10 protein-coding genes are annotated in these 13,478 nt (G+C 66.1%); 2 read left to right on the plus strand and 8 right to left on the minus strand.

Annotated elements, in window-relative coordinates:
- The first annotated feature begins 7 nt into the window (after positions 1-7).
- Both WHT83_RS20400 and WHT83_RS20405 read left to right on the plus strand, forming a co-directional pair.
- Entirely contained in the window at positions 8-952 is a 945-nt protein-coding gene (locus WHT83_RS20400; protein WP_406872226.1) for a glycosyltransferase family 2 protein, read from the plus strand.
- The gene (locus WHT83_RS20405; RefSeq protein ID WP_406872227.1) at positions 949-3,036 is read left to right on the plus strand and encodes a glycosyltransferase; all 2,088 of its coding nucleotides are present in this window, start codon (positions 949-951) and stop codon (positions 3,034-3,036) included. The genes WHT83_RS20400 and WHT83_RS20405 overlap by 4 nt, the downstream gene beginning before the upstream one ends.
- A gap of 57 nt (positions 3,037-3,093) precedes the next feature.
- On the opposite strand, the gene WHT83_RS20410 is transcribed toward WHT83_RS20405, so the two are convergent.
- The 8 genes from WHT83_RS20410 to WHT83_RS20445 form a co-directional block, all read right to left on the minus strand.
- On the minus strand, positions 3,094-5,766 hold the full coding sequence (locus WHT83_RS20410; RefSeq protein ID WP_406872228.1) for a molybdopterin-dependent oxidoreductase: 2,673 nt from the start codon (positions 5,764-5,766) through the stop codon (positions 3,094-3,096).
- 2 nt (positions 5,767-5,768) lie between these two features.
- On the minus strand, positions 5,769-6,098 hold the full coding sequence (gene nirD / locus WHT83_RS20415) for a nitrite reductase small subunit NirD (RefSeq protein WP_108607535.1): 330 nt from the start codon (positions 6,096-6,098) through the stop codon (positions 5,769-5,771).
- A 5-nt stretch (positions 6,099-6,103) separates the two neighbouring features.
- Complete coding sequence (nirB, locus tag WHT83_RS20420) at positions 6,104-8,554, minus strand: nitrite reductase large subunit NirB (RefSeq protein WP_406872229.1); 2,451 nt, start codon at positions 8,552-8,554, stop codon at positions 6,104-6,106.
- 20 nt (positions 8,555-8,574) lie between these two features.
- Positions 8,575-9,867, minus strand: a complete 1,293-nt coding sequence (locus tag WHT83_RS20425; protein WP_406872230.1) for a nitrate/nitrite transporter — start codon at positions 9,865-9,867, stop codon at positions 8,575-8,577.
- A gap of 338 nt (positions 9,868-10,205) precedes the next feature.
- Complete coding sequence (locus WHT83_RS20430) at positions 10,206-11,444, minus strand: CmpA/NrtA family ABC transporter substrate-binding protein (protein ID WP_406872231.1); 1,239 nt, start codon at positions 11,442-11,444, stop codon at positions 10,206-10,208.
- Positions 11,441-12,037, minus strand: coding sequence for an ANTAR domain-containing response regulator (locus WHT83_RS20435; protein WP_108607531.1), 597 nt, complete (start codon positions 12,035-12,037; stop codon positions 11,441-11,443). The genes WHT83_RS20430 and WHT83_RS20435 overlap by 4 nt, the downstream gene beginning before the upstream one ends.
- Positions 12,038-12,100: 63 nt before the next feature.
- Positions 12,101-12,793 (minus strand): glutathione S-transferase family protein, encoded by a 693-nt coding sequence (locus WHT83_RS20440; RefSeq protein ID WP_183260201.1) that lies wholly within the window; start codon positions 12,791-12,793, stop codon positions 12,101-12,103.
- Positions 12,794-12,815: 22 nt separating this feature from the next.
- Positions 12,816-13,406: a VOC family protein gene (locus WHT83_RS20445; RefSeq protein WP_183260199.1), complete on the minus strand. Its 591-nt coding sequence runs from the start codon at positions 13,404-13,406 to the stop codon at positions 12,816-12,818.
- Between the last annotated feature and the right edge of the window lie 72 nt (positions 13,407-13,478).

Consider the following 13,478-nt stretch of genomic DNA (forward strand, 5'->3'; position numbering starts at 1 on the left):
GGCGGTCATGGCGGCTTCGGGGGACAAGGTATCCGTCATCATTTGTGCCTATTCCGACGATCGCCGGGAGCAGCTTCACCGCGCCATCGCCTCCGTACTCGCCCAGCGCAGCAAGCCGACCGAGGTCATCGTGGTCATCGACCACAACACGCCGCTGTGGCTGGACGTGTTTGCCGCCTATCCGAGGCTGACCGTGATCGTCAATGAAGGCGCGCGCGGCCTTTCCGGCGCCCGTAACACCGGCCTCCGGCGCGCCAGCGGCGACATCCTGGCCTTCCTCGACGACGACGCCATTGCCGATCCCTATTGGCTGGCACGCATGCTGCCCCACTACGACAACCCCTCGGTCATTGGTGTCGGCGGCCGTGTGCTGCCGTTGTGGCAGGTCGACCGGCCGCGCTGGTTTCCCGAGGAATTCCAGTGGGTTGTCGGCTGCAGCTATCGCGGCCAGCCGGACCGGATCGAACCGGTGCGCAATCCCATCGGCTGCAACATGTCATTCCGCCGGAGCGTCTTCGACCTGACCGGCGGCTTTCGCGAAGGCATCGGCCGCACCGCCGCCGATGCTGCCGGCTGCGAGGAGACAGAGCTTTGCATCCGCGCCACGCAGGCCATGCCGGGCGCCCTCATCCTCTACGACCCCCAGATGAGCGTGCACCATCAGGTCACAGCCGAGCGCGCCGGCTGGCGCTACTTCCGCAAGCGTTGCCTCGCCGAGGGCCGCTCCAAGACCCAGGTCGTCAAGGCGGTGGGCGCCCAGGACGGGCTCGCCAGCGAGCATCGCTACGTCATGCGCGTGCTGCCCGCAGGAATCCTGCGCGCCCTGGGCGACAGCGTGCTCAAGCTTGACCCATGGGCACTGGCGCGGGCAGGCGGCATCGTTTTCGGATTGGGCTACACCGTCTGGGGGTATTTCGGCGCGCGGCTGAACCGGGCATGGAGGCAGGCATGAGCGAAGCGCAGTTCCGCCCGATCAAGGTCCTCGATATCGATGTCTGCCGGCCGATGAACGACGTGCAGATGCTCGAACCCATCAGCGGCGAGCGTTACGGCGGCGTGTTCTGCCTCGTCCGGCGGATGGGTCGCCCGGTCTCGACCATGGAGTTTGCCTTCGACGGCGACGTGCTGACCACTGTCGACCTGCGCGCGCGGATCGCCGAGCACAAGGCGGTCCAGAACAACGCGCTACAGCACGATGCGCCGCTCCCGAAGAAGGAAGGGCCGTTCGCCAGCGTCGTCATCGCCACCCGCAACCGCGCCGAAAGCCTGGCGCGCTGCCTGGATTCGCTGCTTCTCCAGACCTATGAGCCCTTCGACATCGTCGTCGTCGACAATGCACCGTCGGATCGCCAGACCGCCGACCTGATCGCCACGCGCTATGCCCGGGGCAAGGCGGTACGCTATGTCAGGGAGGACGTTCCCGGTCTCGGCCGCGCACACAATGCCGGCCTCGCCGACATCTCCTCCGAGCTTGCGCTGTTCACCGACGACGACGTCATCGTCGATCCCAACTGGGTGGCGGCGATGGCAGCGAATTTCGACCGCGCCGGCCGGGTCGGCTGCGTCACCGGCCTGATCCTGCCCGCGGAACTCGATACCCGGGCGCAGTTCTGGACGGAGCGGCACGGCGGCTTCGGCAAGGGTTTTGCGCGCAAGGTCTTCGACCTTGCCGGGAACCGGCCTTCCGGTTCGCTGTTTCCCTTCACCGCCGGCCAGTTCGGATCGGGCGCCAACATGGCGTTCCGGACCGAGGCGCTGCGCCAGATCGGCGGCTTCGATTCCGCCCTTGGCGCCGGCACCCTTGCCCGCGGCGGCGACGACCTCGCCTCATTCTACGCCGTCGTCCAGGCTGGCTTCCAGTTGGTCTATGAACCGCGCGCGCTTGTCTGGCATCATCATCGCCGCGGCGAGGACGGTATGCGCCGCCAGGCCTTCGGCTATGGCATGGGCCTCGGCGCCTACCTGACCAAGGTCGTCGTCGACGATCCGCCGGCAGCCTTGCAACTGGCGCGCGCCATGCCCGCGGGCATTGCCCACATGGCCGGGCCGACCTCGCCCAAGAACCAGCGCCTGCCGGGCGACTATCCCGGCACCCTAATCTGGCGCGAGCGCCTGGGCATCGCGGCCGGCGTTCCAAATTATCTGCGCAGCCGCTACGCCGCTTCGCGGCGCCCGACATCCGGTGTCACCCGTCCGGAAAACGGCCAAGACGTCTACGCCAAAGGAGGGTCGACCGCCATGCGCCCAACCGTGCCCATCCTGCTCTATCACAGCGTCGACACCGACTGCGCGCCGGCCTACCGGCGCTGGATGATGACGCCCGAGGAACTCGACCAGCACATGAAGGTTCTCGTCGAGGGCGGCTTCCGCCCGGTGACGATCTCGGCGCTAGCGACCATCTTCCGCGAGCACAGGCCCGTGCCGCCGCGCACCGTGGCCATCACCTTCGACGACGGCCTGTGCGATTTTCTCACCGGCGCCATGCCGGTACTCGAGCGATACGGCTTCGCCGCCACGCTCTATGTCGTCTCCGGCTTCGTCGGAAAGACCAGCGAATGGCTAGCCGCCTGTGGCGAGGGCGAGCGCCGCATGCTCGACTGGAACGAACTTCGCGGTCTCGCCTGCGAAGGCATCGAGATCGGCGCCCATACCGTCAACCACCCGCAGCTCGACGTCCTGTCGGCGGTCGAGGCCGCGCGCGAAATCCTCGACAGCAAGCTCGCCCTCGAACACGGGCTGAAGCGGCAGGTGCACAGCTTTGCCTATCCGCATGGCTATTCCAGCCGCACCACGCGCGCGCTGGTCCGCGGCGCGGGTTTCCAGTCGGCCTGCCGCGTGCGCCATGCCTTGACCTCGACGACAGAGGACCCGTTTACGCTGTCGCGCATCGTCATGACCAGCGAGGTCGGGCCGGCGGATTTGCGCCGCCTGCTGACCCAGCCGGTCCTGCCGGTCGCGCCGCCCGCCGACAGGCTGGCGGCCACCGGCTGGCGCATGTTCCGCCGGTTCCAGCATATTACCCATGCAAGCGGCTGACGCCCAAGGCCCTGGATTGTTGAGCGCCACTGACGCCGCGTGTCCGCCGCGCGAAGCTCACTCAGCGGCCTGAAGCCGGCCGGCATCGAGCATCGCCCGGATCTCCGAACGGCACGAACCGCAATTGGTGCCGGCTTTCAGCAGCTTGCCGATCTCGTCGACGCTTGTGCTGCCGCCGGAGATCGCGATGGCCAACTGGTTCACCCCGACATTGAAGCACGAGCAGACGATGCGGCCGACCGACGGCACCGGCACCGGCGCACGCCCCGACAGCAACGCGCGGCGGTCGAGCGGCGACAGCGGCTGGCACGAAGCGAGCAGCGACAGCAGCCAGTCCCGCCCCGGCAGGTGGCCGTGCGGCGCCACCAGCAGCGCCTCGGTGAGCCTGCCCTCGGCATCGGTCGCGGCGGCGCGGAATGTCGAGCTGCGCCTGTCGGTATATTCGAGCAGTTGGTCGGCCGGCACCACGTCGACCAAACGGCGAGCGAGCAGGATGCCCTGCTCCGGCGGCTCGGTGCCGGACAGTTCGTAGACCCAGCCACCCTGGACGGCTGCGCGGCTCCAGTGGACAAAACCTGTCGGCCTGAGGTCGCGGCGGGTCATCAGCACGCCGGCCCAGGCGACAGGCTCGCGCGAGATCCGCACCGGCACGTGCTTGAGCTCCGGCTGGCCCGAAAACGGGTCGGTGACAGACGCCGACAGTGATCCGGCCGAGGCATTGGCGGCAAAGCGGCCGCTCCAGTGCATCGGCAGGAAGGCTTCGCCCTTGCGCTGGCCGGCGTTGGTGATCGCCTTGGCCCGGCCGCCGCCATAGCGGCTTTCGATGCGGACGAGGTCGCCATCGGAGATCCCCAGCGCGACGGCGTCGGCAGCGTTCAGCTCGATCGCCGGTTCCGGCGCATTGGCCATCAGCCTGGGAACGCGGCCCGTGCGCGTCATTGTGTGCCACTGGTCGCGCAACCGGCCAGTGTTGAGGACAAGCGGGAAAGCGGCGTCGACCGGCAGTGCCGCGCCTTCCTGGCGGACCGGCACGAAACGGGCACGGCCGTCCGCGGTGGGGAACCTGCCGTCGCCGAGCAACCGTTGCACGCCGGCCGAAGCATCCGAGGGTAGCGGCCAATGCAGCGGCGCGAGCGCCTCGTATTCGGCGTCGGTGAGATCGGTGAGGCCGCCGATGTCGAACAGGCGCCCACCGTCGTTCTCGAAGGCGGAAAGCGCTGCATGCTCGCGAAAGATCGCGGCAGGGTTCGCATAATCGAAGGCGGCGGCAAACCCCATGCGCCGAGCGGTCTCGGCGACGATCCACCAGTCGGGACGGACCTCGCCGGGCATCGGCAGGAACGATTTCTGGCGCGATATGCGGCGCTCGGAATTGGTGACCATGCCGTCCTTCTCGCCCCAGGCTGCCGCTGGCAAAAGCACGTTAGCGAAATGGCTGGTATCGGTGCGGGTGACATCCGACACCACGACGAAGTCGCAGGACTTCAAGGCCGCGCGAACCTTGCCGGCATCCGGCATGCTGACGGCCGGGTTGGTGCCCATGATCCACAGCGCCTTGATGCGTCCGTCGCCTGCCGCCTCGAACATATCGACGGCCTTGAGGCCCGGCTTGCGGGCGATTGCGGGTGCATTCCAGAACCGGCCGACGCGGTCGGATGCGGACGGATCGTCGAAGCCCATATGCGCCGCCAGCTGGTTGGCGAGCCCGCCGACCTCGCGGCCGCCCATGGCGTTGGGCTGGCCGGTGACCGAAAACGGCCCCATGCCCGGCCTGCCGATACGGCCTGTGGCGAGATGGCAATTGATGATGGCGTTGACCTTGTCGGTGCCGTGTGCCGACTGGTTGACGCCCTGGCTATAGACGGTGATGGTTCGATCCGTCGCCGCGAACCAGTCGTAGAAAGCGGCGACCTCCGCCGGTGCAAGGTCGCAGCCCTCGGCGACGCGCTTCACCGAGGGCGCGTCGGCCGCTGCAAGACTGAGTGCCGCTTCGAAGCCCAACGTATGGGCGGTGACATAGGCCTGGTCGGCGGCGCCGGTATTCGCGAGATGCGCCAGCAGGCCGTTGAACAGCAGCACGTCGGTGCCAGGCTTGAGCTGCAGGTGCAGATCGCATTCCACAGCAGTGGCCGTGCGGCGCGGATCGATGACGACGATCCTCGTCCCGCGTTCGGCCCGCGCCGCGAGCAGGCGCTGGTAGAGGATCGGATGGCACCAGGCGGTGTTGGAACCGACCAGCACGACGAGATCGGCCTGTTCGAAATCCTCGTAGACGCCCGGCACGATGTCTTCGCCGAAGGCCCGCTTGTGGCCGGCGACGCTGGAGGCCATGCACAGGCGCGAATTGGTGTCGATATTGGCTGATCCGATAAACCCCTTCATCACCTTGTTGGCGACGTAATAGTCCTCGGTGAGCAATTGGCCCGAGACATAGAAGGCGACCGAATCCGGGCCGTGTTGCGCGATGGTCTCGGAGAACCGTTGGGCCACCAGATCGAGCGCTGCGCCCCAGGAGGCACGACGACCGGCGATCTCGGGATGGAGCACGCGCCCGTCGAGGCCCAGCGTTTCGCCGAGCGCCGACCCCTTGGAACAGAGCTTGCCGAAATTGGCGGGATGGCCGGGGTCGCCACGCACGGACGTTGTGCCGTCCGCGGCAACCCGCGCCTGCACGCCGCAACCCACCCCGCAATAGGGACAGGCGGTCCTCACCTCGCGTGCATCCGTCATGGTCAGGCAGCCTTCGAAGCCAGGACGTCGAGGGCAATGAACAGTCGCCCGTCCTCAACCTTGAGCGGGATGGTCCTGACCGAGCCTTCGTCGGCGCCTTGGGCCTTGCCAGTCTCCAGCGAAAACACCCAATTGTGCAGCGGGCAGGTCACCGACGCGCCGTGCACGATGCCCTGGCTCAGCGGCCCGCCCTTGTGCGGACAGTGGTCCTCGATGGCGAAGACCTGCTCTTCGGCGGTACGGAACACGCCGATCTTGCCCTGTGGCGTGTTCACGCAGCGCGCGCCGCGCAACGGTATGTCGGCCAACGTGCCGATCGCGATCCAATCCATCCCGCTCATTCCGCTGCCTCCGCAAAGCCGACGGACGCCATCGGCCGGAACTCGTGCTTGTCCTTGCCGGAGACCCGCTCCGACCATGGATCGACCTGGGCGAACTTCTGGCTGAAAACGAAACGCTCGTAGTAGGCCTGCCGCTTCTCGGCATCGTCGAGGACCTGGCGCTTGATCTCGGCCACCCCGACGCGCTTGGCCCATTTGTAGATGCGCTCGAGATAGCGGCCCTGCTCGCGATACATCTGTGTCAGCGCGACGATCACCTCGAGCGCCTCATCCTCGCTCTTCACCAGCCCGAGCACCTCGGTGCCCTTGATGTCGAGGCCGGCGGCACCGGCGAAGTGGATCTCGAAACCGCTGTCCACGCAGATCACGCCGACGTCCTTGCAGGTCGCCTCGGCGCAGTTGCGCGGGCAACCCGACACCGCCATCTTGAGCTTGGCCGGCGTCCACGAGCCCCACATGAACTTTTCGATGCGGATGCCGAGGCCGGTCGAGTCCTGCGTGCCGAACCGACACCAGTCCGAGCCGACACAGGTCTTCACCGTGCGCAGCCCCTTGGCATAGGCATGCCCCGAGACGAAGCCCGCCTTGCCGAGATCGGACCACACAGCCGGCAGGTCTTCCTTCCTGATGCCCAGCATGTCAATGCGCTGGCCACCGGTGACCTTGACGAGCGGGATCTCGAACTTGTCGACGACGTCGGCGATGGCGCGCAGCTCGTTCGCATTGGTCACCCCGCCCCACATGCGCGGCACCACCGAATAGGTGCCGTCCTTCTGGATGTTGGCGTGGACACGTTCGTTGATGAAGCGCGACTGGTAGTCGTCGGCATATTCGTCCGGCCAGTCGCAGACGAGGTAGTAATTGAGTGCCGGCCGGCACTTGGCGCAGCCGCAGGAGGTCTTCCACTGCAGCTCCTGCATCACTTCGGGGATGGTCTTCAGCCCCTTGGCCTTGATCAGCCTGCGCACGTCGTCATGGCCGAGGTCGGTGCACTTGCACATCGGCTGCACGGCGGCGGGGTTGTAGCTGTCGCCCAGCGTCAGCGTCATCAGTTGCTCGACCAGCCCGGTGCAGGAACCGCAGGAGGCGGACGCCTTGGTATGCGCCCGCACGTCGTCGAGCGAGGTCAGCCCCTTTTCCGCGATGGTGCCGGTGATCTTGCCCTTGCAGACGCCGTTGCAGCCGCAGATTTCCGCATCATCCGCCAGTGCCGCAACGGCCGCCATAGGGTCCAGCGGCGATCCTCCCTGATAGGCCTGGCCGAAGATCAGCGTATCGCGCATCTCCGAGATGTCGGTCTGCTTCTTCTTCAAGTCGTTGAACCAGGCGCCGTCGCCGGTCTCGCCGTAGAGCACCGTGCCGATGACGCGGTTGTCCCTAAGCACCAGCCGCTTGTAGATGCCGGCCGCGGCGTCGCGCAGCACGATCTCCTCACGGTCGTCGCCATCGGCGAAGTCGCCGAGCGAATAGAGGTCGATGCCGGTGACCTTGAGCTTGGTCGGCGTGTCGGAGTGGACGAAGCCGGCCGTTTGCTCGCCGGCGAGGTGGGCGGCTGCCACGCGTGCCATCTCGTAGAGCGGCGCGACAAGCCCGTAGACCTGGCCGCCTACCTCGGCGCATTCGCCGAGTGCCAGGATGTCGGGGTCCGAGGTCCGCATGCCGTGATCGACGACGATGCCGCGATTGGTGTCGATGCCTGCGTCCTTGGCGATCGCCGCATTGGGCCGGATGCCGACCGCCATCACCACCAGCGTCGCCGGGATGATGGTGCCGTCGGCAAGCTCGACGCCCTCGACCTTACCGTGGCCGACGATGGCCTTGGTGTTGGCCTTGGTCATGACCTTGATGCCGCGCGCCTCGACCGCCTTCTGTAACAGGTAGCCGGCGGCCGGATCGAGCTGGCGCTCCATCAGCGTCGGCATGACGTGCAGCACCGTCACATCCATGCCGCGCGATTGCAGGCCGGCGGCCGCTTCGAGGCCGAGCAGGCCGCCGCCGATGACGATGGCCTTGGCCCGCGACTGGGCGGCGAGCAGCATGGCGTTGACGTCGTCGAGGTCGCGGTAACTCAGCACGCCGGCCATGTCGTTGCCCGGCACCGGGATGATGAAGGGCACCGATCCGGTGGCGATGACGAGCCTGTCATAGGGCTCGGTGACGCCATGATCTGACGTGACGGTCTTGGCCGTGCGGTCGATGGCAACGATCCTGTGGCCCTTGTAGAGGGTGATGCCGTGCTTGATGTACCAGCCGTCGCCATGGATGATGATCTCTTCATAGCCCTTCTCGCCCGACAGGACCGGCGACAGCATGATGCGGTCGTAGTTCACGCGCGGCTCGGCGTTGAAGATGGTGACCTGGTAGCGGCCGGGTGCGGCCTCCAGCAGGTGCTCCAGCATGCGCCCGGGGGCCATGCCGTTGCCGATGATGACAAGTCTCTCGGTCATAACGGTGCTCCTTGGCGGTGTCACTGGGCGGCGAAGGTCAGCGGCTCGTCGACGCTGTCGCGCGACATCCTGCGGACCGACAGGTGCATCCAGACGAGCGAAGCGACGACGAGGGCGAACAACAGCATGAAGCAGCTCGACCAAAGGCCGGTGAGGTCGTTGAGCGCGCCGAAGGCGATGGGCAGGATGAAGCCGCCAAGGCCGCCGATCATGCCGACAAGGCCGCCGACTGCGCCGACATTCTCCGGATAATAGGCCGGGATGTGCTTATAGACGGCGGCCTTGCCCAGACTCATGAAGAAGCCGAGGACGAAGGCAACGACCATGAAAGCCACCGGCCCGACCTCGAAATGGAACGACATCGGCCCGCTGATACCATGCACGACATAGTCGGCCGTCGGCAGCGACAGGATCAGCGTGGCGATCGCCGAGACACCGAACGTCCAGTACATCACCGTGCGGGCGCCGATCCGGTCGGACAGCACGCCGCCATAGGCGCGGAAGATGCTGGCCGGGATGGAATAGGCGGCGCCGATCATGCCCGCAGTGACGATGTCGAAGCCGTAGACGCCGATCAGATAGCGCGGCAGCCACAGCGCCAGCGCGACGAAGGCGCCGAACGAGAAGAAATAATAGAGGCCGAAGCGCCAGACCTGGACATTCCTGAGCGGTGCGAATTCGTTCCAGAAGCTCTTTGGCTCTGCGCCATGGATGCGGCGCTGGCGGATGACCGGGTCGTCTTCGCTGGCGAACCAGAAGATGAAGGCCATGAAGCCGAGGCAAGCGGCCCAGATCAGCGCCACCTCCTGCCAGCCGCCGGCAAGCAGGACGAACGGCGCCAGGAACTTGGTGACGGCGGCGCCGACATTGCCGACGCCGAAGATGCCGAGCGCGGTGCCCTGCTTTCCCGCGGGAAAGAAGCGCGAGACATAGGCGACGCCGACGGCGAAGGAACCGCCGGCGAGGCCGACGCCAAGGGCTGCGATCAGCATCTGGCTGTAGGTCTGGGCAAAGGCGAGCAGGAAGGTGGCGATGGCCGCCGCCAGCATGGTGGAGGTGTAGACGAGGCGTCCGCCGAAACGGTCGGTCCAGACGCCGAGCACGATGCGCACCAGCGAGCCGGTCAGGATCGGGGTGCCGATGAGGAGGCCAAACTGGGTTTCGGAGAGGCCCAGCTCCTGCTTGATGCGCACACCGATGATCGAAAAGATTGTCCACACGGCAAAGCAGACGGTGAAAGCGAGGGTGGAGATAGTAAGCGCCCTGACCGGAGCATTGTCCTGGCTGGGCGCGGCTTGGAGGGTTGCGGTCATTGTCGGCTCCGTTGTGCGGCGTGGGAGGCGCCGCGCTTCTCTGGATCGCGAAAACAAAAAAGCTGCCGGCCAGGGTCGCGCGTCCGTACATCCGGGATCGCGGTCTTCTGGTCGGCAGCTTTGCCTGGGGCGCCCGCCATTGGACGCCGATATGTCTGGCCTTTCAGCCTCGTCTATTGCAACGCACAAACCGTGCCAGTTTGGCAGCGCGAGGCGTTTCCATTCATTTTCAGATGCTTACATGATCAACGTGATCTGAGCCGTCAATATGCCGGCGATCAAACGATGATCAACCGGCACCGACATCTGCCTGTTTTATGTGCAGTGCACAAAAATGATCAACCGCCGCCTGCCATTCGCTGAGCCGCGATATAGCCGTCGAGATCGTCGGGATCGAACAGGCCGCCGTCGAAGAAGCCGTCCGGGCCGAGCACTAGGCTGGCCCCGGCCGAGCCGACCGGGGTTGGCGCGGGCAGTGCCCCCTCGACCTTGGCGTTGGCGCCCGGCAAGGCCGCGCCCAGCGGCTTGAGCGCGGCGCGATAAAGGTCTGGCCGGTAGGTTTCGCGGGCGATCGCGGCATTCTCGGTCGAATGCCCGGCCTGCCCCCAACGCACCATCTGGCTATAGAACCACAATGCGTGGCTCTTCCACGGAAACGTCGCCGCCCTCGCCTGCGGCATGAAGAAGTCGTCGACCTCGACGGAACTGTCCGCCGACGTCCGGAGTTGGCCCGAGAGCGCCGGCAACATCCAGTCCGCCGGTCGTCCGACATAGACGGGAGCTGCCATGATGCCTGCCAGTTCGGTGTGATTGGCTGGCGAGGCACACCACTGCGCTGCGTGATGGATGGCGCGCAGCAATGCCGCCAGTGCATCGGAGTTGGCCTCGGCCCAGCGCGCATCTGCCCCCAGCACCTTTTCCGGGCTGGAACGCCAGATCTTGGCCTTCACCGTGGCAATGCGGCCATGGCCGAGCATGACGGCGGCGGTATTCCAGGGCTCGCCGGCGCAGTAGCCGTCGAGGGAGCCGGATCCCAGTGCATCAGCCATCAGCGGCGGCGGCAGGATCACGATCTCGATGTCGCGGTCGGGGTCGATGCCGCAGGCGGCCAGCCAGTAGCGCAGTTCGTAGTTGTGGCCCGAATGCGGGTGCACGACAGCGAAACGCAGCGGTGCGGCACCTGCGCGGACACGATCGGCAACGACGCCCCTGAGAGCGTCGCCGGCAGCGCGCGGCGAAAGATCGGCGCTGGTGCCATGCCCGACCATGTCGCGCCACAACGCATTCGAAACGGTAATGGCGTTGCCGCCGAGCCCCAGCGCCATAGGCACGACGGTGGTCGCGGCCAGCGGCGTCAGGCCGAGATTGCAGGCAATCGGCATCGGCGCCAGCATATGCGCCACCTGGAAATGCCCGACGGCGAGCCGGTCGCGGATATTGGCCCATGAGGTCTCGCGCAACAGGGTGAGCGCGATGCCCTCGGCTGCGGCAAAGCCCTTCTCCCTGGCCGCGACCAGAAGCGCGCTGTCGAGCAATGGCAGGAAGCCGGCTGAAATCTCGAAGCGGACGTCGGTCATGCGTCGTCTCCCAACAGCCCGGCAGCGGTCACAAGGCTCTGCGCAATCTCCGAAAGCTTGCGGTTCTGGTTCATCGCCGCCTTGCGCAGAAGCGCATAGGCCTCCGTCTCGGAGACCCCGCGCGACTTCATCAGGATGCCCTTGGCCCGGTCGACCACCTTGCGGTCCTCAAGTTCGCTGCGCGCTTCTTCCAGTTCCCGCGACAGGCGCGAGAAGGCGTTGAAGCGGCTGACGGCCATGTCGAGGATCGGCTTGACCCGCTCGCGCTTCAGGCCGTCGACGACATAGGCCGACACGCCTGCATCGACCGCCGCCTCGATCGAGGCGCTGTCGGAGCGGTCGACGAACATGGCGATCGGCCGCTTCACCGCGCGCGACAGCTGGAACATGTTCTCCAGCATGTCGCGGTTGGGATTTTCCAGGTCGATGACGATGACGTCGGGATTGATCTCGGCGATGCGCCGGGCGATGCCGGCGACATCGTGGACGAGCGTCACCTCGTCATGGCCGGCCTCGCGCAGCCCCGCCTCGATGATCGAGGCGCGGATGCGGTTTTCGTCAATGACGAGCACGGCGAGAGGTTTGGCGGCCATGCCCTATTTTGCGCGCCGCCGTTAATTGTGCAATGCGGCAATCGAGGTCTTGGAACTGCTGCGTCAGCTGGCCTGCGATCTCACATAGCCGATGTAGCCGCGCACGTCGGCCGCAGGCTCGGCATAGGCCTGGCCGAGCGCATCCTCCATCGCCGCGACATAGTCCTTCGCCCAGGCCGGCAGCGGATAGTCGATGACCGCCAGGAATTCCAGCGTCGCTGCGAACCGGATGTCGGCGATCGACGGCTTGTCGCCGCCGATGAATCTTTTGTCCTTGATGTAGAACGTGCGGAAGACATCGAGCGGTTCGGCGAGTGCCTCGACGGCCGCCTTGCGCGCCTTCTCCTTGGTGTCGGGATCGGCATCGCTGTGGCCGACCTCGCCCGGATATTGCGGAAAATTCAGCGCCGGATAGGTCGCCCGCGCGAGATACGGGTAGAACGTGCCTATCAGGTAGAACATGGCGCTGTCGATCATCGCCCGCTTTTCCGGGCTGCTCGGGTAAAGCCCCTCCAGCCCGTGCTTGTTGCTGAGATACTGCATGATCGCGCAGCTCTCCCAGAGCGCACCGTTCGGAAGCTCCGCCGTCTCGATCATCGGCGTCAGATGCGCGGGACAAATGGCCAGGTATTCAGGCGACCTGGTCTGGCCGAACACGTCGTTCTCGGCGAAGTCGAGGCCGGCGGCACGGACGAACACGCGCGCGGCCATGTTGTTGACGCTGGGCTTGATCACGTTGAGCTTGATGTCGGGCATGTCATCGCTCCCTGCTTGTGTGTCAGCTCTTGGTGTAGGGATCCTTCGGCGTCCGGTCGGACGACAGGGTCGCGCGGCTCCCCTCGACCAGCGCTTCGATAGCGTCGGCCAGGTGGATCTCGGCAATGTTGTAGTCGCCGCGGGCAACCCTCACCTTGTGCGCCTCCATGAGCACGTCGGCATGCGTGTGACCGTGGGGCGGCTCGAAACGATAGGAGGCGAGTTCGATCAGCAGGCCGAGCGGATCCTCAAAATAGATCGAATCCATGAAACCGCGATCCTTGACGCCGCTGTGCCTGATGCCGCGCTCGTCGAGACGGGCGACGGCCTGCAGGAAGGTCACGCGCGAGACCGCAAACGCGATGTGGTGGACGCAGCCGATGTCCGTCGGGGTCCGTTCCGGTGCCGGCTTGCGGTTCTCGTCGGTGAAGATGGTGATCAGGCGTCCGTCGCCGGGGTCGAAATAGAGGTGGCTTTCGCTGGCCCTGTCGAGATTGGGCTGTTCGAAGATGAAAGGCATGCCGAGCACGCCTTCCCAGAAATCGATCGACGTCTTCCTGTCGGCGCCGACCAGTGTGATGTGGTGAACGCCTTGAGACTGGAGCTTGCGCATTGCCATCCTCCGCCGGCAGCCGCGACACGCGACGGCGCCGACCGCGGATACTAGTTCAAAACCCGTCCCTGT

It is taken from the genome of Aminobacter sp. P9b (genome assembly GCF_045345995.1).
Classification (GTDB): domain Bacteria; phylum Pseudomonadota; class Alphaproteobacteria; order Rhizobiales; family Rhizobiaceae; genus Aminobacter; species Aminobacter niigataensis.

Coding starts and splice junctions, on each gene's coding strand:
- WHT83_RS20400 (WP_406872226.1), top strand. CDS start 8: ATGGCGGCTTCGGGGGACAAGGTATCCGTCATCATTTGTGCCTATTCC.
- WHT83_RS20405 (WP_406872227.1), top strand. CDS start 949: ATGAGCGAAGCGCAGTTCCGCCCGATCAAGGTCCTCGATATCGATGTC.
- WHT83_RS20410 (WP_406872228.1), bottom strand. CDS start 5,766: ATGACGGATGCACGCGAGGTGAGGACCGCCTGTCCCTATTGCGGGGTG.
- nirD (WP_108607535.1), bottom strand. CDS start 6,098: ATGGATTGGATCGCGATCGGCACGTTGGCCGACATACCGTTGCGCGGC.
- nirB (WP_406872229.1), bottom strand. CDS start 8,554: ATGACCGAGAGACTTGTCATCATCGGCAACGGCATGGCCCCCGGGCGC.
- WHT83_RS20425 (WP_406872230.1), bottom strand. CDS start 9,867: ATGACCGCAACCCTCCAAGCCGCGCCCAGCCAGGACAATGCTCCGGTC.
- WHT83_RS20430 (WP_406872231.1), bottom strand. CDS start 11,444: ATGACCGACGTCCGCTTCGAGATTTCAGCCGGCTTCCTGCCATTGCTC.
- WHT83_RS20435 (WP_108607531.1), bottom strand. CDS start 12,037: ATGGCCGCCAAACCTCTCGCCGTGCTCGTCATTGACGAAAACCGCATC.
- WHT83_RS20440 (WP_183260201.1), bottom strand. CDS start 12,793: ATGCCCGACATCAAGCTCAACGTGATCAAGCCCAGCGTCAACAACATG.
- WHT83_RS20445 (WP_183260199.1), bottom strand. CDS start 13,406: ATGCGCAAGCTCCAGTCTCAAGGCGTTCACCACATCACACTGGTCGGC.